Source organism: Kribbella speibonae (assembly GCF_004331375.1).
Taxonomy (GTDB): Bacteria; Actinomycetota; Actinomycetes; order Propionibacteriales; family Kribbellaceae; genus Kribbella; species Kribbella sindirgiensis.
Window position 1 is genome coordinate 841,243 of sequence record NZ_SJKC01000001.1, and the last position, 18,958, is coordinate 860,200.

Below are 18,958 nucleotides of genomic sequence, written 5' to 3' on the forward strand. Positions count from 1 at the left end.
CAAAACGCACTGATCATCTCCGTTCGTTGGACGTCGAGGAAGTTCGGCGGAACCGGTGGACGATCAGGCCGGCCAGCAGGGCGCCGAGTGTTCCCAGGGTCAGGTCGCCGAGTGTGTCGGTGTAGGCGGTCTGGAGTTCGGGCGAGTTGCGGACGAAGGTGACGTACTCGCCGACCTCCCAGACCACCGCGGCGGTGGTGCCGAAGCCGAGGGCGGTGAAGACGGTGAGGCCGCGGGACAGGCCTTCGGGTGCGAACGCGAGCAGCACGCCGGCGGTGAGGAAGCCCCACAGGACGAAGTGCATCGCGTCGTCCCACCAGTCGATGGTGTCGAACAGGTTGAGCCGGTTGCCGATCAGGTCGATCAGCCAGGGCAGCGTCATCAGCAGATCCGCCGGCCACGGGAAGGTGCGGTGCAGCTTGCTCCGCGTTCGCCCGTAGGCCCACCACCACAGCGGCAGGACCATCGCGCCGAGCGGGTACACGACCAGGCGAGCGGTCGATGCCTTCCCTTTGATCCCGCTGAGGTCCGGCCAGATCAGTGCCGACAGCAACAACCCCAGCAGCAGTACCTTCGCGAGCAGAGCGCCGTACCTGGTCAACCTCATACCACCAGTCAATCGGCCCGCCGCGTCCGGCGGATGAGTACAACTACCTCATCATTAAACGCCAAGCCAGCCGCGGCGCGACGCTTCATGACCGAGTTGGAACCGGGTGACGACCTGCGCCCGGTCCATCAGCTGGCTGACCCGGCGCTGGACCGTGCGCAGCGACATGCCGAGCTGGCCGCCGATGGCGTGGTCCGTGAGGCCCGCGAGCAGCAGGGTGAGGATGCGGGCGTCGATGTCGTCGAGGCGTTCGGCGCCGAGCTCGGTGGTGCCGTCGGCGGTGGGCAGCACCTCGTTGGCAGATGCCCAGACCAGGTCGAACAGGTGCAGCAGCGCGTCCAGCAGCCCGGACGGATGTACCAGCAGCGCACCTCCGGCCGCGTTCGCGGCAGTAGGTGCCAAGGGCAACAAGGCGAGCGAGCGGTCGGCGATGATCAGTCGGAGCGGAAGATCGCCGGTGACCCGGATCAGCTCGCCTGCCTTGAGCGACTCGGCCACCAGGTCGACGAACCCGGGCTTGGCGAACGCGGCCCGCTCGACGACCACCCGGTAGGTGACGCCGCGGGCCAGGGCTGCGTCCTCGTCGACGTTCTCGTCCGCGGACACCAGCGCGACCGACGCCTTCACCAGCGCCAGCACTTCCTCCGAGGCCCCGCGCTGCATCTGACCGAAGCGCTGCGCCACGGCCTGCGCGCCGCGGACCACCTCGATCACGTCGGTGTCGGAGCGATCCGCCATCACGCCCCGGTACTGCTCCGCGAGCCGCCCGAGCTCGAGCTGCGCCCGCCGGATCTCTTCTTGGCGCTGCACGATCAGTGAGCCGAGGGCGAGCGTCGGCGGGGACGCGACGAAATGGCCCGGCATCGCGGTCGACCGCGCCACCAGGCCCTTCTCCTCGAGTCCGTCGAGGGCAGCGGCGACGTCGGCGACCTCCACTTGCATCGAGGCGGCCAAGGTCTCCAACGACTCCGACGGCAGCGCGATCAGCCGCCGGTAGGCGCCTTCCTCGATCGCATCCAATCCCAGCACGTCGAGCATCGTGCGCTCCTTCGAGGGCCCTGCGGTGAAGCCCGGCCTGGCGGACACCTGTCATGCCGCAATCCCGCCATTGAGCAGTCTACGGCGGCATGGCATGTTCATGCCATCCGTTCCGCCAGGTCCCCCCAGGAAGGGTCCGCCCATGTCCCGATCCGCCCGCGCCGTCGCCGGTGGGCTCGCCGTACTCGTGGCCTTCGCCGCGGTCACGACGACGCCCTCGCAGGCCGACGGCGTCGCCGTACCTGATGCCGCGCCACCCACCCAGTCGACCCACCGCGTCACGCTCCTCACCGGCGACGTGGTCACGCTGACCGAAACCGAGGGCGGTCCGCCGACCGCAGAGGTCGAGCAGGCGGCCGGCAACGCCGGAGGCGTCCAGATCCAGCAGGTCGGCGATGACCTGCACGTCGTACCGGACGTCGCGCTGCCGTACCTCGCCGCGGGCCGTCTCGACCCCGAACTCTTCAACGTGACGTCGCTCGTCGACCAGGGGTACGACGACGCGTCGGTCACCTCGATCCCGCTGATCGTGCAGTACCGCCCGGGTCTGCGCGCCGCCGCGGCGACCCCGCAGCACGCCGACCGTGGCGCGACGCTGGAGAGCATCGGCGGTCTCGGCCTGTCCGCGCACAAGGCCGAGGCATCCCAGTTCTGGTCCGGCCTCACGGCCAACTCCGGGATCCAGAAGGTGTTCCTCGACGGGAAGGTCGAGGCCAGCCTGGCCGAGAGCGTCGCCCAGGTCGGCGCGCCGGAAGCCTGGGCCCAGGGCCTCGACGGCACCGGTACGACGGTCGCGGTCCTCGACACCGGTATCGATCAGACGCACCCCGATGTCGCGGGGCGGATCGCCGAGACCAAGAGCTTCGTCCCGGGGGAGACCACCGAGGACGTCAACGGTCACGGCACCCACGTCGCCTCCACGGTTGCCGGTACCGGCGCCGCGTCGGACGGTGCCGAGAAGGGTGTCGCGCCGGCCGCGCAGCTCGCGATCGGCAAGGTGCTCAACGACGGCGGCTCCGGCGCCGAGTCCTGGATCATCGAAGGGATGGAGTGGGCCGCGCACCGCGCGAAGGTGGTCAGCATGAGTCTCGGCAGCACCGAGGCCAGCGACGGCACCGACCCGATGGCGCTTGCCGTCGACAAGCTGAGTGCCGAGACCGGCGCACTGTTCGTCATTGCCGCAGGCAACTACGGCCGGGTCAGCGGGATCGGCTCGCCGGGTGCGGCTGCGTCCGCGCTGACAGTCGGCGCGGTGGACGGGAACGACGAGCGGGCGTACTTCCAGGACATGGGTCCGCGCCTCGGCGACGCCACGGTGAAGCCGGAGATCGTGGCGCCGGGCGTCGACGTTCTGGCGGCCCGCGCAGCGAAGTCCTCAGGCACCGGGTACTACAAGTCGCTCAGCGGTACGTCGATGGCGACGCCGCACGTGGCCGGCGCCGCGGCGCTGCTCGTCCAGAAGCACCCCGACTGGACGGGTGAGCAGGTCAAGGCCGCACTGGTCAGTACCGCGAAGCCGCTCGCGGGCGAGACGGCGTACCAGGTCGGTGGCGGTCGCCTCGACGTACCGGCCGCGGCTTTCGGGACGATCACCGCGACCGCGACCCGCGACTTCGGCCTCCACACCTGGCCGCACGGCGACGACGCGCCGGTGGAACGCACCGTCACCTACACGAACCTCGGCGACACCGCGGCCGCCCTCGACCTGTCGGCCGACGTGACGAGCGACGGTACGACGCCGGCGCCCGCCGGACTGTTCGCACTCGGCTCGGCCCAGGTCACCGTGCCCGCCAACGGGACTGCCTCGGTCACCGTCACCGCGACGCCGAACCTGGCCACGCCGGGACTGACCTACTCGGGCACGGTCGTCGCCAAGCAGGACGGCAAGCGGATCGCACAGACCGCGGTCGGCCTCGTCATGGAACCGGAGCGGTACGACCTCAACGTCCACGCGACCGGGCGGGACGGCAAGCCCGCCGGCGGGTTCCTGACGCTGTACAAGTACGGCGACCAGTTCGTGAGCACGATCGAGATCGATCCCGCCACCGGGACCGTCGCCAAGCAGCGCCTCGAGCCCGGCGTGTACGCGGCGTACTCCTGGCTGCCGGTCGACGGTCAGGACGGCGTCGCGCTGGTCGGCAACCCGCACCTCGTGATCGGCAAGAACACCGACCTCGCGCTCGACGCGCGGAAGGCGAACCCGATCACGCTCAGCACGCCGCTGCCCGGCGAGGACGTGTATCGCCGGTCCGGCTGGTACCACGACTCGGGGATCGGTGGCGACTACGCGACCTTCCTCGCGCAGTACGTGCCGACGCCGGTGGTCACCAAGGTGTACGCCGCGCCGACCGGCGCGGTTCCCGGTGGCGTGTACGACTTCTCGTCCCGTTGGCGCCGTACGTCGCCGCTGGTGTCGATGACCGTGGACCTCAAGCAGCTGCACCCGTTGCTGCAGCGCGGTTCGAAGCGCTGGGACGGCAAGACGACGCTGACTGCGGCGCACGTCGGTGCTGGTGCGGCCGAGGACTATGTGGGCAAGGATGTTCGCGGGAAGGCCGTGCTCGTGACGGCGAGCGATGCGGTCGCGCCGAGTGCGCGGGCGACGGCTGCCCGGGACGCCGGTGCGCGGTTGCTGATCGTGGTGAACGACGGCGCGGGCAAGTACTACGACCTCGCCGGCGGGACCGATCTGCCCGTGTACTCGCTGACGGCTGCCGAAGGCGAGCCCTTGATTGCTAGGGGCAACGTTCGGCTGCGGGTGATGGGTACCGAGGCGCCGCCGTACCTGTACGACCTGGTGAAGGCCTACACGGGTGCGCTGCCGGCGGACCTGCGGTACGCGCCGCGGTCCACGGAGCTGGCCACGGTCGTCAACCGGTTCGTCGGGCCGACCGGCGAGCTCGCGTTCGAGAGCCGCGCCGACTGCCGGATCGGGTTCTGGCCGCCGTGTCTGCAGGTGACCGAGCCGATCCACCTCGGGACCCAGCGGATCGATTTCGTGTCCACGCAGGCGGGCACGGACTGGTACGAGCAGACGAATCACCCGCGCGGCTGGGAGCAGCGGGGCGAGCGGCACATCTACAAGCCGCGGAGTGTGCAGACGAACTCGTGGTTCGCTCCGGCCGCCCGGCCGCGGGTCGGCTCGGGGTACTGGAACCCGCGGCGCAGCGGCGACTTCTTCGCGGTGAACGTGCCGACGACGAGCAGCGGCGATCAGGGTGTCACCGGGTCGATGGACGACGAGTCGACCGTGGAGACCCGGCTGTTCCAGAACGGGACGCTGCTGCGGACGAGTTCGTTCCAGGCGGTGCAGACCGGCGTACCGGCGACGTCCGGATGGGCGGACTACCGGTTCGAGATGGACACCGCCCGGCCGGAGGTGTGGAAGCTCGGGACGAAGACCAAGAGCGCGTGGGACTTCCGGGCCCAGACGACCGAGTCGAGCGACTGGGTCTACCTGCCGCTGATCCAGCTCGACTACCACCTGGCGACGGACCTGAACGGCGCGTTCGCGGGTGGGAGCAGGCAGCGCATCGGGTTGTCCGCGTTCCAGTTCGCGGGCGTCGAAGGTGCGGGCAAGGTCAACGGCGCGACGCTGGAGGTGTCGTACGACGACGGCGCCACCTGGCAGGCCGCTCCGCTCTCGCGGGCAGGTGCGGAGTGGGTGGCCACGGTACGGCTGCCGAAGGGTGCGTCGTACCTCTCGCTGCGGGCGACGGCGACCGACGACGCCGGGAACAAGGTCAGCCAGGAAGTGCTTCGGGCGGCCGCGATCCGGTGACGGAATGACCCCGGAATGACACAGCCGGCAGTGACCCAGGTGGTCACTGCCGGCTGTTGTTGTTCGTGTCAGCTGACGCTGATCAGGTCCACCACGAAGATCAGGGTCTCGCCGGGCTTGATCGCGCTGCCCGCGCCGCGGTCGCCGTACCCGAGGTGCGGCGGGATGACGAGCTTGCGCCGGCCGCCGACCTTCATGCCCTGGACGCCGGTGTCCCAGCCCTGGATGACCTGACCCACGCCGAGCTGGAACGCCAGCGGGGCGCCGCGGTTGTACGACGCGTCGAACTCCTCGCCGGTGGAGTGGGCAACGCCCACGTAGTGCACGTTCACGCGCGAACCGGCCTTGGCCTCGTCGCCCTCGCCCACGGTGATGTCGGTGATCTCGAGATCCGCCGGCGGCGGCCCGTCCGGAAAGTCGATCTCTGGCTTCTCAGTCATGCCACCAGCTAACCAGACCGGTCTAGGGCAAGTCTCCCGACCCCACGCCTACTGCGGGGCACTCGGCACGGCACCTCGCCGCACGGGGGCAAAGGCCACGATGCTCCGCATCGAGACCTTCGCCCCCGCACGCCGAGCTACCGCACCGAGCACCTCCTCGCGACGGCGTGGAGTCGGGAGACTTGCCCTAGGCTCTCGGTCAGGAGGCCGACCAATGGGGGTGGGCCGGACCTGGAGGTGTTGTGATGCCGGAGCCTGTGACGCAGACACTCGAGGTACCGGGGGCGACGCTGACGTACGACGTCCGCGGTGACCTGGCGCAGCGGCCGGTGTTGTTGATGATCGGCTCGCCGATGGGGGCCAGTGGATTCCCGACGCTGGCCTCGCACTTCGAGGACCGCACCGTGGTGACGTACGACCCGCGGGGTGTGGAGCGCAGCGTCCGCAGCGGCTCACCGGGGGAGCTGTCGCCCGAGGATCACGCTGCTGACCTCGCGGCACTCATCGAGCATTTGGACGCCGGGCCGGTGGACATCTTCGCCAGCAGCGGCGGTGCGGTGAACGCGCTCGCCCTGACCGCCCGCCGCCCCGACCTGATCAACACGCTGGTCGCGCACGAGCCGCCGCTCGCCGGGATCCTCCCGGACAGCTCGTACGCGCTCGCTGCGGTCGCGGACATGTACGAGACGTACCAGCGGGACGGGCTCGGGCCCGGGATGGCGAAGTTCATCACGCTGGTCATGTACGACGGCGAGATCCCCGCCGACTACACGGAGCGGCCCGCGCCGGATCCCGCGATGTTCGGCCTGCCGGGCGAGGACGACGGGTCGCGTACGGACGCGCTGCTCGGGCAGAACCTTCGCGGCTGTACGTCGTACCAGCCGGACTTCGACGCTCTGGGCAAGGTTCGCGACCAGATCGTGATCGGCGTCGGCGAGGAGTCGGAGAACGCGCTCGCGGGGCGTGGCGGGAAGGCCGTGGCCGAGCGGCTCGGGCTGACGCCGGTCGTGTTCCCGAGCGGGCACGGCGGTTTCCTCGGCAACGAGTACGGGCAGCCGGGCAAGCCGGTCGAGTTCGCCGCCAAGCTGCGCGAGGTTCTAGAGTAGCGCTCTGTGATCAAAGCGCTCGTTTTAGTGGTTGGCCTGCTGACTGCACCCGCGCCGCAAACGTATGCGCAGTATTCGCTGATGTTCGAGAAGTCCGCCGGCCAGTACTTCGCCGGCAGCGCGGCGGCCGGTCAGTGGGCCTGGAGCCCACTGACCGCGACCGAGTCCGACATCTCCTGGGGCGATCCGAAGGCCTGGCCGCCTGCTTCCGCGGAGCGCTTCATCCACGACGGCAACTGGGTCCTCCTCGACGGCTACAACGACGGCCCGGGCCGCCCACTCACCCAGATCCAACGCGTCACCACCGAAACCATCGGCGACGCAGACTGCACCAACATGCAGCCGATCCCGTCAGCCGGCGGCCGCCAGCACTACGTGAAGTGGACCATCCCCGCGACCGGCTACTGCCTAGACGCCACCGGCACCATCAAGCCCCCCAACGGCTCCACCACAGTCCACTTCCGCCACCTCCAGAAATGGCTCCCACCCCACCCCTGCAACAACCCGTACTACACCAACCAAACCTGCATCACCCAGCACGAACAATGGTGGGACGACAACCAACACCCCTACACCCTCCAACTAACCCGCACCGTCGAGCTGGCCAAGGGCCTAGGCATGTCCTTCACCAACCACACCACAGACCCCTTGGAGTGGAACGCGGCGGGCCGCTACTACTGGCACTACTGACGGTCTGAAGACGACTCCGTCCGGCGGTCCCAGCCAGGAAGCCCGCTCAGCTCTGGCCTGACCCGACTGCGTTGACAACCCCGTTCAGCCAGCTGGCACCCGCCGTGATCGCCTCGTCGACGTATCTTCGCGAGTTGGCTGAGCGAACCGTGGCCCGAAGGTCTTCCAGCGCTTGCAGATGCCTCCGCGACCGGAGAGCCGCCAGTTGCTCCGGTGGCGTCTGTGCGGCCCGAAGCTAGAACAAGGACCAGCGATCGCTACGTCACTCGGCGTGTTGGGTGAGTGGCGCGGTTGGTACTTGGTGGGTGCCGGTGTAGTCGACGACGAAGCGGAAGCCGTGGGGGCTGGTCCAGGCGATTGCTCCGGTGGGCAGGCGTCGGCTCTGCCAGCCGCCGAAGGTTTTGGCGCGGTGGTGGAGTCTGCCGAGCGGTATGAGGTTGTCGGTGGTCGTCTGTCTCGGTGGACCAGCACGCTCGTACGGCGCGATGTGATCCTGATCCATCCGCACCGTCGCCTCGGCCCCGCTGTACGGGAACATGTCGACCGGGTGCTGGAGCCGTACGCGTTCGCGGATCCGGTCGGGGATCTCATAGCTGTGCACGCTGACCTGGTCCTGTAGGTCGATCACGGGCTTCACGACGATCTGGTCGTGGCCGAGAAGCTCATTCAGTTGGCCGGCGAGTAGCGGTCCGAGTTCTTCGACCCGCAGTACACCGTTGCCGGTAGCAAGCGTCCGGTCCGTCAAGTGCACGTACAGCGTGTGCCGGTTCCGCCGTCCGCCGCCCAAGCCGAGACCTTCGCGGTACGCCTCGCGCTTGATCGCCGCGAGCCGAGCCGGAAGCGCACCAGCCAGCACCCGCCGCGAGAACGCATCCACCGCCACGTCGTTCGCGCTCCCCTGCACCGCGCGGACCGCGTCATCCGAGTCTCCCGGGTACTCCGCGTCTCCCGTGTGGTGCGTGGCTCCCGTGTGGTGTGTGTCTCCCGGGTCGTCGCCGCTGTCGTGCCGGGACGCGGCGGTGTCAGACGGCGTCGGTTCCTGCTCGAAGTCGGCGCAGTCCAGCACCTCCGGGTCGCCCCAAGCAGCATCACCAGCACTATCAGCACTGTCACAGACCGCACTGTCCGCACCGGCCGCACCGTCCGAGGTCGCACCGTCCGAGGCTGCGGTGTTCGGGGGTTCTTGGGTGGGTTGGGTGCGGGCGAGGTGGCGGGCTACTTCGAGGAGGTGGTGGGCGGCGGTGGGGTCGGCGATCCAGCCGAGGGCTTTGGCGCGGCGTTGGTTGAGGTCGTCGGGGTCGCCGAGGGTTTTCAGCGCACGAGCGAGGTCGTCGATGGAGGCGTCGAAACGGATCACGTCGCCGACGGCGGCGCGGACCCAGATGCGTTTCGTGCCGTGGTCATCGGACGGGGCGACGAACACGCCGCGGGTGCGAGCTGCCGCTTCTGCTTGGGCTTTCGCGGCGTCGGGGTCGGCTTCCCAGACCGCGGCCTTGACGATCTTGTCCAGGGCGCCGGGGGTGACTGTGTCGACGATCCCGACCACGCGTCGGTCGACGATGGCGGCGGCTTGTTGTGACAGCGCCAGGCAGGCGTGGGCGATCTTGCGGGCCCGCCACGGGACCGCGTCCCCGGCCAGGACGGCGGCCCAGATCCTTGGCAGACGGTGCCGCAACGCGAGCGCCTCACCCATCAGCGCCGCGGCCGCACCCGACGACATCCGCAGCACCGCGCCGAACTCGATCGGCGCGAACTCCGCCACCCCGGGACAGCCGTCACCGCCGTACACGTGGATCTGTTCGTAGCCCGGCCGCGGCTCGCCCAACACCACCGCATGGCGATCCGCGTAGACCAACGCCGCCTCCAACACCCGCACCGCAGCCCGATTCTCGATCCGGCCGAACTCCGACGCCGCGGACAGCACATCCGCGGTAGAGAGCTCCTCCAGATCAACTCCGAACATACGTTCGATTCTAGATCACAGAAGGGTCTCGATCAAATCGGGGCCAGCTCAGATGCCTTGTCCACAAGGGGAAGTGCCCTAAGCGACGTCTTGACCTCAAGCATGCTTGATGTTTCATGATCGGCCGCATGGACAATTCACGCGAAGCTGACATTGCTGCGATCGAGGAGGTGGTCGCTGCGGTCGAACACGCGCAGAACAACGAACTTCCCGATGAGTTCCTCAGCTTGTTCCGAGCGGATGCGATCTGGACGACGGGCGGTGGCAAGCGTCTCTTCGGGCTCGAGGCCATCTCGACCTTCACACGTCAGGTGCTTCCTGGGGGCATGCAGGGCATGACGGTCACGTTCGAGTTGGAGCACGTGCTGTTCCTCCGCCCTGACGTCGTCGCGGTCAAAGTGCGCCAGGTGTACCGGACGCCCGATGGGCCGGACGTGGGTACGCCGCTGTGGGTCATGACGAAAGAAGACGGACGGTGGCTGCTGACTGCCTGCCAGAACACCGGCGTTCTCGAGGACGAGTTGGTCACGGACGCGGAAAGCAGGCCTGTCTTCAACCACAGCAAATGAGTGACACCGGCCCGAAGAGGGCGTGTTCGGGCGGCTGTTTCAGGAGTAGCTACTTCTCGTATTGGTCGATCTGGGGCATGACGCCGAGGATGCGGCCGGAGGAGGCGTTGGTCGGTTTGGTGTTGTGGAGTTGGTTGAGCAGGTCGACGACGCGGTCGCGGCACTGGACTTCGAGCTCACCGACGCCGGGGCGCGAGCGTCGGTGTTCCATGGTGAGACCAGCCAGTTCGAGTTGCTCGTCTAGTACCTGCAGGCGAGGAAACGCGTGGGGGTCCTCCAGCCGCCCGGGCGAGCCTCTTGCTCGGGCGGCTGGAGTTCTCGACGGCTACTTCTTGACGGTTTTGTTGTATTGGTCGATTTGGGGCTTGATGGAGTCGGCTGCGGCTTTCATGGCGGTGGCTGGGTCGGTGCCGAGGACCGCCTTTTCGAGGCCGTCTTCGGCGGCTTTGCGGGCTTGGGGCATGACGCCGAGGATGCAGCCGGAGGAGGCGTTGGTGGGCTTGGTGTTGTGGAGTTGGGTGATCGCGGTGGTGAACTGCGGGTACTGCGCCACCCATGCCTTGTCGGAGGGCTCGTCGAGGGCCTTCTTGTTGATCGGGAAGTAGCCGGTGCCGGTGTGCCAGGCGGCTTGCTGGGCGGGGGAGGAGGCGAACTTCACGAACTCCCACGAGGCGCGCTTCTCGGCGTCCGAGTGGCCGGGGCCGTCGATCCACAGGGACGCGCCGCCGATGATCGGGCCGCCGCTGTCGGAGGCGGTCAGGTGCGGGAACGGCGCGGTCATGACCGTGAACTTGCCCTTCGCGGCGTCCAGGTAGCCGCGCAGCGCACCGGTCGACTCCAGGTGCATCGCCGACGTACCGGACTTGAAGACGGCCTGTGCGTCGTCGGTCTTCTTGCCGGTGTTCGGCATCAGGCCCTGCTTGACCATCTCCTGGTACCAGGTGGCGATCTTCACGCCCTGCTCGTCGGCGAAGTTCACCTTCGTCGCGAGGTCCTTGCGGCCGTTCTCGTTGTCGCAGTACGTCGTCCCGGACTGCGCGATCAGCTGCTCCACGAACCAGCCGTAGATCGCCGCGTTGAAGCCGTACTGGACGGTCTTCCCGCCCTGCTTGACGGTCAGCTTCTTCGCGGCCGCCATGACCTCGTCGAGGTTCGTCGGCGGCTTCGCCGGGTCGAGGCCGGCCTTCACGAAGGCTTCCTTGTTGATGTAGAGCAACGGCATCGACGTGTTGAACGGCATCGAGTTCAGCTGCTCGTCGATCGAGTAGTAGTTCGCGATGTTGGGCTCGATCGAGTCCAGCGTGTAGCCGTCCTTGTCGGCGAACTTCTGCACCGGCACGGTCTGCTTGGAGTCGATCATGAACCGCGAACCAATGTCGTAGATCTGCACGACGGACGGCGTGTTGCCCTGCTGCACCGACGTCTTGTACTTCGTGATCGTGTCGTCGTAGTCGCCCTGGTAGACCGCGGTGACCTCGATCTTGCCGGCGTTCGCGGTGTTGAACGCTTTCACCAGCTTGTCGACGGCGGCGCCGTTCGCGCCCTTCATACCGTGCCAGAAGGTGACCTTCGTGACCCCGCTCGCGTTGTCGAGCGCGCTGGCGTCGGGCGCGTCCTGCCCGCCGCTGGAGTCCTTGGAATCGGACGAGCTGCCGCCACAGCCGGCGGCGACCAGAGCCAGCGCCGCCAGCAGTGCGGCGGCAGCCGTCGTACGTCGAACGGATCGCATGTGCACAACCTTTCTCAACGAATCGCACCCGCGGTCAGCCCGCGGACGATGAAGCGCTGGCCGAAGATCACGATGGCCAGCGTGGGCAGGATCGACAGCGTGACGCCGGCCAGGATGAGTCCCGGGTCGGCGGCCTCCGCGTCGTTGAGCTGGCTGATGCCGATCTGCAAGGTCCGGCGGGACGCCGAGTCGCCGATCAGCAACGGCCAGAAGAACTGGTTCCAGGCGGACAGGAACACGTACAGCCCGACCGCCGTCAGCGCCGGCTTGTTCAGCGGCAGCAGGATCCGGCTGAGGAACCGCCAGTGGCCGGCGCCGTCGATCGTTGCCGCGTCGCGCAGTTCCAGCGGGAACTGCAGGAACGACTGGCGGAGCAGGAACACCCCGAACGCGTTCGCCAAGAACGGCAGTACCAGCGCGATCATCGTGCCGGCGTACGTCTTGGTGAGTCCGTGCCCGCCGAGTTCCCAGCTCGTGATCGTCAGGTAGTTCGGCAGCACGATCGACTCCCACGGCACCATCAGCGTGGCCAGGAAGAGCCCGAAGAGCACTGTGCGTCCCCACATCTTCATGAAGACGAACGCGTACGCTGCCAGCACGCTGGTGATCAACTGGGACAGCGTGATGATCGACGTCTGCAGGATCGAGTTCAGGTACTGCTGCCCGATCGGCGTACCGGACGACGTCGCGCCCTTGTAGTTGCCGGTGAAGAACCCGTGCGGGAAGAGATCCGGAGGGTACGACGAGATCTGGCCGGGCGACATGACCGACCCGGCGATGACGTAGTACACCGGGAAGACGACCAGGAGCGCTGCCCCGATCAGTACGACGTAGGTGACGACACGACCTGTTCTCACTTGTAGTGCACCCGCCTCTCCAGGACGCCGAACTGGATCGCGGTACAGGCGAGCAGAATCACGAGCAGCACGATCGCCTGGGCCGACGCGGCGCCGAAGTCGCTGGCGTTGTTCGCGAAGGCGGTGTGGTAGATCGAGTAGACGAGGGTCTTGGTCGACTGCTCCGGGCCGCCCTCGGGGGTCAGGATCTTGATCTGCCCGAAGCCCTGCAGGGACTGGATCGTGGAGATCACGACCAGGAAGAACAACTGCGGGCCGAGCAGCGGGATCGTGATGTACCGCGACGCGCGGAAGCCGCCGGCGCCGTCGAGGGTGGCGGCCTCGTTGATCTCGGCCGGGATCGCGCCGATACCCGCGGACAGGACCAGCACGTTGTACCCGATGCTCATCCACACCGTGGTGATGGCGACGCTGATCAGCGCCCAGGACGGGTCGGTGAGCCACCCGATCCGGTCGACGCCGAACCGGCCGAGGAGGCCGTTCGCGAGTCCGATCGCCGGGTTGTAGATGGTGGCGAAGATGACCGAGGCGCTGGCGACCGAGAACGCGAACGGCAGCGCGAACGCGGTCCGGAAGATCCGGATGCCCTTGATGTGCTGTTCGAGCAGCAGGACGACGACCAGCGCGCCGAGCACTCCGGGGATCACGGTCAGCAGCACGAACGCGAAGGTCACCCAGAGGATGTGCCGGAACTCGGCCGAGCCGAGCATGTCCTTGTAGTGCTGTAGCCCGACGTACGCGTCCGGCCGGCCGAACAGGTCAGAGCCGTGCAACGACAGTGACACGGACTTGCCGAGCGGCCAGATGATGAACAGCGCGAACACGACCAGGCAGGGCACGAGCATCAGCCAGGACAGCAGGGACGCCGGTGTCGGCCGGCGGCGGGCACCCGCCGGCAAGCTTGTTGTAGTCAATCGTTTACCTCCAGTAAGAGCGCAGTCTTACACCGCGAGGGGCCGTCCGAGCCGGAGCACGCTAGGCTGAGCGCCCGTGAAGGTTTTGGTGGTCGGCACGGGTGGTCGGGAGCATGCTCTGGCTTGGGCGTTGGCTCAGGACTCGGAGGTTGAGCAGGTTGTGGCGGCTCCGGGTAATCCGGGGATTGCTGCGTTGCGGCCGGCGTACGACGGGCAGTCGGTCGGGTGCCGTTCGGTGGACGTGACCGATCACGACGCGGTCGTCGCGCTGGCGCGGGAGATCGGCGTCGATCTGGTGGTCGTCGGGCCGGAGGCGCCGCTGGTGGCCGGGCTGGCCGACCCGCTGCGGGACGCCGGGTTCGCGGTCTTCGGGCCGTCCCGGGAGGCCGCGCAGATCGAGGGGTCGAAGGCGTTCGCCAAGGACGTGATGGCCGCCGCGGGCGTGCCGACCGGTCGGGCGTACGTCTGCGTCACGCCCGAAGAGGCCGCGACGGCGATCGACGCGTTCGGTCCGCCGTACGTCGTGAAGGACGACGGGCTCGCCGCGGGTAAGGGCGTGGTCGTCACCTCGGACCGGGAGGCGGCACTCGCGCACGCGGCCGAGTGCGACCAGGTGCTGATCGAGGAGTTCCTGGACGGGCCTGAGGTGTCGCTGTTCGCGATCACCGACGGGACGACCGTGCTGCCGATGCAGCCGGCCCAGGACTTCAAGCGCCTCGGCGACAACGACGAGGGCCCGAACACCGGCGGCATGGGCGCCTACACGCCGCTCCCGTGGGCGCCGGACGATCTGGTCGCCGACATCACCGAGAACGTCCTGCAGCCGACGATCGACGAGCTCCGCCACCGCGGTACGCCGTTCAGCGGCCTCCTGTACGCCGGTCTCGCGCTGACGTCCCGCGGTGTCCGCGTGATCGAGTTCAACTGCCGCTTCGGTGACCCGGAGACGCAGGCGCTGCTGCCGATGCTCAAGACCCCGCTGGGCGGCCTGCTGTACGCCGCCGCGACCGGGAAGCTCGCCGACCACGGCGACTTGAGCTGGCGGAACGCGTCCTCGGTCGCGGTCGTGGTGGCCGCGAAGAAGTACCCGGTCAGTCCGCGCAAGGGCGACGCGATCACCGGGGTCGAGCAGGCGGAGAGCGACGCGGTCCACGTCTTCCACGCGGGGACGGCGCTCGCCGACGAGGAGCTGGTGACGGCAGGCGGCCGCGTGCTCGCGGTGAGCGCCGTCGGCAAGGACCTCGCCGAGGCCCGCCAGCGCGCGTACGCCGCCGTCGGTCAGATCCGGATCAAGGGCTCCCAGCACCGCACGGACATCGCCCTCAAGGCCGAGCGCGGCGAGATCAACCCCTAGATGTAGCCGCTGCCGGATGTCGGCTCGATCGTCCCGTCGATCGTGTTGTCCCGTACCGGCTTGAACGGATCGATCTTCGGCATCCCCGGCAACGGGTGCTCCAGCATGTCCCGGAGCCGCTCTTCCTCGATCCCCGGTACGCCGAGCACCGCGACCCGCCGTACGCCGGTGCCGGGGTCCTCGAGCAGCTCGCGGTACGTCGCGCTGAACCAGCGGAGCGCCCGCAACTGGCCCTTCGCGCGGACCGCCGCCTCCAGGTCCTTCATCGCCCCGCTGGCGGCGAGCCGTACCAACAGCTCACCGACCCCGATCCCGCTCTCCGGGATCAGCGCGAGCGCGGCCGCCTCGATCGGGTACGTCGACTCGGCGCGGGCGACCTTGACCCGCTGCCGCTTGTCCGCGACGTCCAGCCGGCCGTCCGTGGCCAGCGTGACGAAGGTGACCAGTGCTGCTCGACCGGGGCCGCCGATGAGCCAAGCGGCCTCGTACGTGGTCAACTTGTTCATGTACACACAGTGACTTTGAATAGGGTCAGAAAACAGGGAACCGAACGGACAGGTCGGGGGTGTTGGTGGGTATGGAGACGGAGGGGTTGCGAGAGTTCTACGGCGCCCACCAGCCGCGGCTGGTGGGCGTGATCTCGCTGCTGACCGGGTCACGTGCCGAGGCCGAGGACATCGTCCAAGAGGCGTTCGTTCGGCTCGTGCCCCGCTGGGAGAAGGTGTCGCGGTACGACGCTCCGGAGGCCTGGGTCCGCCTGGTCGCCCTGCGCCTGGCCGCGAACCGGCATCGGGACGGCAATCGGTTCACGCAGCTGTTCCACCGGCTGCCGGCCGAGAACGTCCCGGACCCCGCCGACCGGTACACCGGTGACCTCGAGCAGGCTCTCGCCGGCCTGCCGATGCCGACCCGGCAGGTCGTCGTCCTCCATTACGTCTGTGATCTGAGCGTGGCTCAGGTGGCGGACACGCTCGGAATCGCGGAAGGCACGGTCAAGTCGCGCCTTTCGCGGGCCCGGGACGCCCTGTCCGATTCATTGCTGTTGAGGAGTGACGACCATGCCTGAGCTGCAGGAGGACCTGCAGGCGCTGGCCGACCGCCGCGCCGCCGAGTCCGCCGGAGACTTCGACTCCGTTCTGACCACGGCCAAGACCCGCAAGCGCCGCCGGACCGCCGGTCTGACCGTGATCGGTGCCGCCGCTGTGGTCGGCGCTGTCGCGATCGTCCCGACGCTCCGTCCGGCCTCGAACACGCCCGTGGCCGAGAGCCCGGTGCCCACGAACGCCGTCGTTCCGCCGCAGGTGTCGACGATGCCGTCCGCGCCGAAGCTCCCGAAGGCCGGTGTGCTGGGGCTGAAGGCGGCCAAGTCGGTGACCACGCTCGCCGGCGGGCAGTTCGTCGCCACGTTCCCGGACAAGCAGGTCCGCGCGGTGACGTTCTCGCTGGCCTCGGCGTCCACGCCGGAGAAGTCGCTGTACACGCTGGTCGCGAAGATCCCCGGCGACCCGACCACGCCGTACGCGATCCGGATGACGGGTGAGATGGGGATCGCGATCCCGTCGTTCTCCAGCGCCGGTCCGTACACGCTGGGGATGCCGAAGGGCCTGCCCGCGGGCTCGTACCGGGTGTGCACGCTGTCCGGTGCGCTGCTCTGCGGTCTGGTGACCGTCAGCTAGTCGCCGTCTGGGAGAATGGGGTTCGTGACCAAACCCCGGATCCCCAATGTTCTCGCCGCGCGCTACGCCAGTGTCTCGATGGCGGAGCTGTGGTCACCGGAGCACAAGATCGTGCTCGAGCGGAAGCTCTGGGTCGCCGTACTGAGGGCCCAGAGCCGGCTCGGGGTCGCGGTTCCGGACGGGGTCGTCGAGGACTACGAACGAGTGATCGACCAGGTCGACCTGGCGTCGATCGCGGACCGCGAGCGGGTCACGCGACACGACGTGAAGGCGCGGATCGAGGAGTTCAGCGCACTCGCCGGGCACGAACACATCCACAAGGGGATGACGAGTCGTGACCTGACCGAGAACGTGGAGCAGCTCCAGATCCGCGCCGGCCTGGAACTGGTCCGGGACCGTGCGGTGGCAACCGCCGTACGGCTCGGCCAGCTGGCAGCCGACCATGCGGCGCTGGTGCTGACCGGGCGCTCGCACAACGTGGCCGCGCAGGCGACCACACTGGGCAAGCGGTTCGCGTCGGCCGCCGACGAGCTGCTGGTCGCGGTCGCCCGGATCGAGGAGCTGATCGAGCGGTACCCGCTGCGTGGCGTCAAGGGCCCGGTGGGTACGTCGCAGGACATGCTGGACCTGTTCGGCGGTGACCCTGCGAAGCTGGAGGAGCTGGAGCAGGACATCGCGCAGCACCTCGGGTTCAGCCACACGCTGACGAGCGTCGGCCAGGTGTACCCGCGGTCGCTCGACTACGAGGTCGTGTCCGCGCTGGTGCAGCTGGCCGCGGGGCCGTCGAGCCTGGCGACCACGATCCGGCTGATGGCCGGGCACGAGCTGGTCACCGAAGGCTTCAAGGAGGGCCAGGTCGGCTCCTCCGCGATGCCGCACAAGATGAACACCCGGTCCTGCGAGCGGGTCAACGGTCTCGCGGTGATCCTCCGCGGGTACGCGTCGATGGCGGGTGAGCTGGCCGGTAACCAGTGGAACGAGGGCGACGTCTTCTGCTCCGTCGTACGGCGGGTCGCGCTGCCGGACGCGTTCTTCGCGCTCGATGGGCTGTTCGAGACGTTCCTGACCGTGCTGGACGAGTTCGGGGTGTACCCGGCCGTCGTGGCGCGTGAGCTCGAGCGGTACCTGCCGTTCCTGACCACGACCAAGGTGCTGATGGCCGCGGTGAAGAACGGCGTCGGCCGGGAGACCGCACACGAGGTGATCAAGGAGCACGCGGTCGCCACCGCGCTCGACCTGCGCAAGGGTCTCGCGGCGAACGACCTGTTCCACCGCCTCGGCGCCGATGGCCGTCTCGGCCTCACCGAGGAGCAGATCGTCGGCATCGTCGGCGAGCCGCTGTCCTTCACCGGCGCGGCCGTCGCCCAGGTCGCCGCGGTCGTCGCCAAGATCGACGAACTCGCCAAGCGCCACCCGGAAGCAGCCGCCTACACCCCGGGTGACATCCTCTAACCCGTGTTCGCACCGCTCACCTGGTTTCTCGTCGCGCTGGCGCTGCTGGCGATGGTGTACGCCGTCGTACTGGCGGCGCGGGACAAGCGGATCGACTGGCCCGTGCTCGGCGCGGTCGGGGTCATCGAGGTCGCGCTGATCGCTCAGCTCGTCGTGGGGATCGTGCAGCTCAGCGGGACCGACCGTGACGTGTCCGGGCCGTTCTTCGTCGGGTACCTGATCGGGTCGCTGATCATCCTGCCGATCGGGGCGTTCTGGGCGCTGGCCGAGAGCAGCCGCTGGGGTGCCGGTGCGCTGGCCATCGCCTGTCTGGTGATCCCGATCCTCGAGCTACGGCTGCACGACCTGTGGGCGGTCTGAGATGACCGGTCCGGCGGCCACCAAACACGGGCCCGGACGGATCCTGATCGCGGTGTACGGCGTGTTCGCGCTGGCCGCGACCGCGCGGGCCGGCGTCCAGATCGCCACGAAGTTCGGCGACGCCCCGATCGCATACCTGTTGTCGGCCGTTGCCGCGGTCATCTATTGCGCCGCGACGTTCGCGCTGGCGAAGGCGACCGTGGTGTCGCGCAAGGTCGCCACCGTCGCGATCGCGATCGAGCTGGCCGGCGTGATCGGCATCGGCGCCTTCAGTTACGCCGTACCGGACGACTTCCCGGACGCGACCGTGTGGTCGCACTTCGGCCAGGGATACGGCTTCGTTCCGCTGGTGCTTCCGGTGCTGGGTCTGCTCTGGTTGCGTCGCACTCGGTAACTGCCAGGAAACTGCCAGCCATGCGCAG

General features: G+C 68.5%; 18 protein-coding genes. 10 read left to right on the top strand and 8 right to left on the bottom strand.

The annotated features are described in order from the left end of the window. Positions 1-13: 13 nt before the first annotated feature. Together E0H92_RS04245 and E0H92_RS04250 are read right to left on the bottom strand one after the other, a co-directional pair. Complete coding sequence (locus E0H92_RS04245; protein ID WP_131464754.1) at positions 14-607, bottom strand: DUF2238 domain-containing protein; 594 nt, start codon at positions 605-607, stop codon at positions 14-16. 54 nt (positions 608-661) lie between these two features. After that, on the bottom strand, positions 662-1,645 hold the full coding sequence (locus E0H92_RS04250; RefSeq protein WP_131464756.1) for a helix-turn-helix transcriptional regulator: 984 nt from the start codon (positions 1,643-1,645) through the stop codon (positions 662-664). A gap of 142 nt (positions 1,646-1,787) precedes the next feature. Between E0H92_RS04250 and E0H92_RS04255 the strand changes: the two genes are divergently transcribed. After that, entirely contained in the window at positions 1,788-5,426 is a 3,639-nt protein-coding gene (locus E0H92_RS04255) for a S8 family serine peptidase (RefSeq protein WP_165549688.1), read from the top strand. 68 nt (positions 5,427-5,494) lie between these two features. On the opposite strand, the gene E0H92_RS04260 is transcribed toward E0H92_RS04255, so the two are convergent. Continuing rightward, entirely contained in the window at positions 5,495-5,866 is a 372-nt protein-coding gene (locus E0H92_RS04260; protein ID WP_131464760.1) for an FKBP-type peptidyl-prolyl cis-trans isomerase, read from the bottom strand. A gap of 245 nt (positions 5,867-6,111) precedes the next feature. Here E0H92_RS04260 and E0H92_RS04270 point away from each other — a divergent pair, with 245 nt between their 5' ends. Next, positions 6,112-6,972 carry an alpha/beta fold hydrolase gene (locus tag E0H92_RS04270; RefSeq protein ID WP_131495442.1) on the top strand — a complete coding sequence of 287 codons (861 nt, stop codon included), beginning with the start codon at positions 6,112-6,114 and terminating at the stop codon, positions 6,970-6,972. Positions 6,973-7,053: 81 nt separating this feature from the next. Continuing rightward, positions 7,054-7,662 (top strand): hypothetical protein, encoded by a 609-nt coding sequence (locus E0H92_RS04275; protein WP_238173305.1) that lies wholly within the window; start codon positions 7,054-7,056, stop codon positions 7,660-7,662. A 262-nt stretch (positions 7,663-7,924) separates the two neighbouring features. Here the strand turns inward: E0H92_RS04275 and E0H92_RS04280 are convergent, their stop codons facing one another. Beyond that, entirely contained in the window at positions 7,925-9,625 is a 1,701-nt protein-coding gene (locus tag E0H92_RS04280; protein WP_165549689.1) for a DUF222 domain-containing protein, read from the bottom strand. Between the two features lie 128 nt (positions 9,626-9,753). Between E0H92_RS04280 and E0H92_RS04290 the strand changes: the two genes are divergently transcribed. Beyond that, positions 9,754-10,194, top strand: coding sequence for an SgcJ/EcaC family oxidoreductase (locus tag E0H92_RS04290; protein WP_131465309.1), 441 nt, complete (start codon positions 9,754-9,756; stop codon positions 10,192-10,194). A gap of 325 nt (positions 10,195-10,519) precedes the next feature. Here E0H92_RS04290 and E0H92_RS04295 read toward each other — a convergent pair whose 3' ends face one another. From E0H92_RS04295 to E0H92_RS04305, 3 genes are read right to left on the bottom strand one after another with little or no spacing between them, the layout of a single operon-like run. Beyond that, a complete protein-coding gene (locus E0H92_RS04295; RefSeq protein WP_131495445.1) occupies positions 10,520-11,923 on the bottom strand; it encodes an ABC transporter substrate-binding protein in 1,404 nt (467 codons plus the stop codon). Between the two features lie 14 nt (positions 11,924-11,937). Continuing rightward, positions 11,938-12,780: a carbohydrate ABC transporter permease gene (locus E0H92_RS04300; protein WP_131464768.1), complete on the bottom strand. Its 843-nt coding sequence runs from the start codon at positions 12,778-12,780 to the stop codon at positions 11,938-11,940. Then, on the bottom strand, positions 12,777-13,694 hold the full coding sequence (locus tag E0H92_RS04305) for a carbohydrate ABC transporter permease (RefSeq protein WP_238152983.1): 918 nt from the start codon (positions 13,692-13,694) through the stop codon (positions 12,777-12,779). Before E0H92_RS04305 ends, E0H92_RS04300 begins: the two co-directional genes overlap by 4 nt. A gap of 76 nt (positions 13,695-13,770) precedes the next feature. Here E0H92_RS04305 and purD point away from each other — a divergent pair, with 76 nt between their 5' ends. Next, positions 13,771-15,048, top strand: coding sequence for a phosphoribosylamine--glycine ligase (gene purD / locus E0H92_RS04310; RefSeq protein WP_131495446.1), 1,278 nt, complete (start codon positions 13,771-13,773; stop codon positions 15,046-15,048). Here the strand turns inward: purD and E0H92_RS04315 are convergent. Then, positions 15,045-15,554, bottom strand: a complete 510-nt coding sequence (locus tag E0H92_RS04315) for a TIGR04222 domain-containing membrane protein (RefSeq protein WP_131495447.1) — start codon at positions 15,552-15,554, stop codon at positions 15,045-15,047. The two genes, purD and E0H92_RS04315, sit on opposite strands and share 4 nt — an antisense overlap. Before the next feature lie 71 nt (positions 15,555-15,625). Here E0H92_RS04315 and E0H92_RS04320 point away from each other — a divergent pair, with 71 nt between their 5' ends. Genes E0H92_RS04320 through E0H92_RS04340 form a run of 5 tightly spaced genes read left to right on the top strand, consistent with a single transcriptional unit; the run spans position 15,626 to position 18,930 of the window. Further along, entirely contained in the window at positions 15,626-16,114 is a 489-nt protein-coding gene (locus tag E0H92_RS04320; RefSeq protein WP_131464774.1) for a SigE family RNA polymerase sigma factor, read from the top strand. After that, entirely contained in the window at positions 16,107-16,724 is a 618-nt protein-coding gene (locus E0H92_RS04325; protein ID WP_131464776.1) for a hypothetical protein, read from the top strand. Before E0H92_RS04320 ends, E0H92_RS04325 begins: the two co-directional genes overlap by 8 nt. 15 nt (positions 16,725-16,739) lie before the next feature. Next, the gene (purB, locus tag E0H92_RS04330; protein ID WP_131464778.1) at positions 16,740-18,176 is read left to right on the top strand and encodes an adenylosuccinate lyase; all 1,437 of its coding nucleotides are present in this window, start codon (positions 16,740-16,742) and stop codon (positions 18,174-18,176) included. A 3-nt stretch (positions 18,177-18,179) separates the two neighbouring features. Continuing rightward, positions 18,180-18,536: a hypothetical protein gene (locus tag E0H92_RS04335; protein ID WP_131464780.1), complete on the top strand. Its 357-nt coding sequence runs from the start codon at positions 18,180-18,182 to the stop codon at positions 18,534-18,536. Position 18,537: 1 nt separating this feature from the next. Then, positions 18,538-18,930 (top strand): hypothetical protein, encoded by a 393-nt coding sequence (locus E0H92_RS04340; protein WP_131464782.1) that lies wholly within the window; start codon positions 18,538-18,540, stop codon positions 18,928-18,930. Positions 18,931-18,958: the final 28 nt, after the last annotated feature.

Bases quoted from the DNA above. Each gene is read 5' to 3' on its own strand.
- E0H92_RS04245 (WP_131464754.1), bottom strand. From the start codon at position 607: ATGAGGTTGACCAGGTACGGCGCTCTGCTCGCGAAGGTACTGCTGCTG.
- E0H92_RS04250 (WP_131464756.1), bottom strand. From the start codon at position 1,645: ATGCTCGACGTGCTGGGATTGGATGCGATCGAGGAAGGCGCCTACCGG.
- E0H92_RS04255 (WP_165549688.1), top strand. From the start codon at position 1,788: ATGTCCCGATCCGCCCGCGCCGTCGCCGGTGGGCTCGCCGTACTCGTG.
- E0H92_RS04260 (WP_131464760.1), bottom strand. From the start codon at position 5,866: ATGACTGAGAAGCCAGAGATCGACTTTCCGGACGGGCCGCCGCCGGCG.
- E0H92_RS04270 (WP_131495442.1), top strand. From the start codon at position 6,112: ATGCCGGAGCCTGTGACGCAGACACTCGAGGTACCGGGGGCGACGCTG.
- E0H92_RS04275 (WP_238173305.1), top strand. From the start codon at position 7,054: ATGTTCGAGAAGTCCGCCGGCCAGTACTTCGCCGGCAGCGCGGCGGCC.
- E0H92_RS04280 (WP_165549689.1), bottom strand. From the start codon at position 9,625: ATGTTCGGAGTTGATCTGGAGGAGCTCTCTACCGCGGATGTGCTGTCC.
- E0H92_RS04290 (WP_131465309.1), top strand. From the start codon at position 9,754: ATGGACAATTCACGCGAAGCTGACATTGCTGCGATCGAGGAGGTGGTC.
- E0H92_RS04295 (WP_131495445.1), bottom strand. From the start codon at position 11,923: ATGCGATCCGTTCGACGTACGACGGCTGCCGCCGCACTGCTGGCGGCG.
- E0H92_RS04315 (WP_131495447.1), bottom strand. From the start codon at position 15,554: ATGAACAAGTTGACCACGTACGAGGCCGCTTGGCTCATCGGCGGCCCC.
- E0H92_RS04320 (WP_131464774.1), top strand. From the start codon at position 15,626: ATGGAGACGGAGGGGTTGCGAGAGTTCTACGGCGCCCACCAGCCGCGG.
- E0H92_RS04325 (WP_131464776.1), top strand. From the start codon at position 16,107: ATGCCTGAGCTGCAGGAGGACCTGCAGGCGCTGGCCGACCGCCGCGCC.
- purB (WP_131464778.1), top strand. From the start codon at position 16,740: ATGGGGTTCGTGACCAAACCCCGGATCCCCAATGTTCTCGCCGCGCGC.
- E0H92_RS04340 (WP_131464782.1), top strand. From the start codon at position 18,538: ATGACCGGTCCGGCGGCCACCAAACACGGGCCCGGACGGATCCTGATC.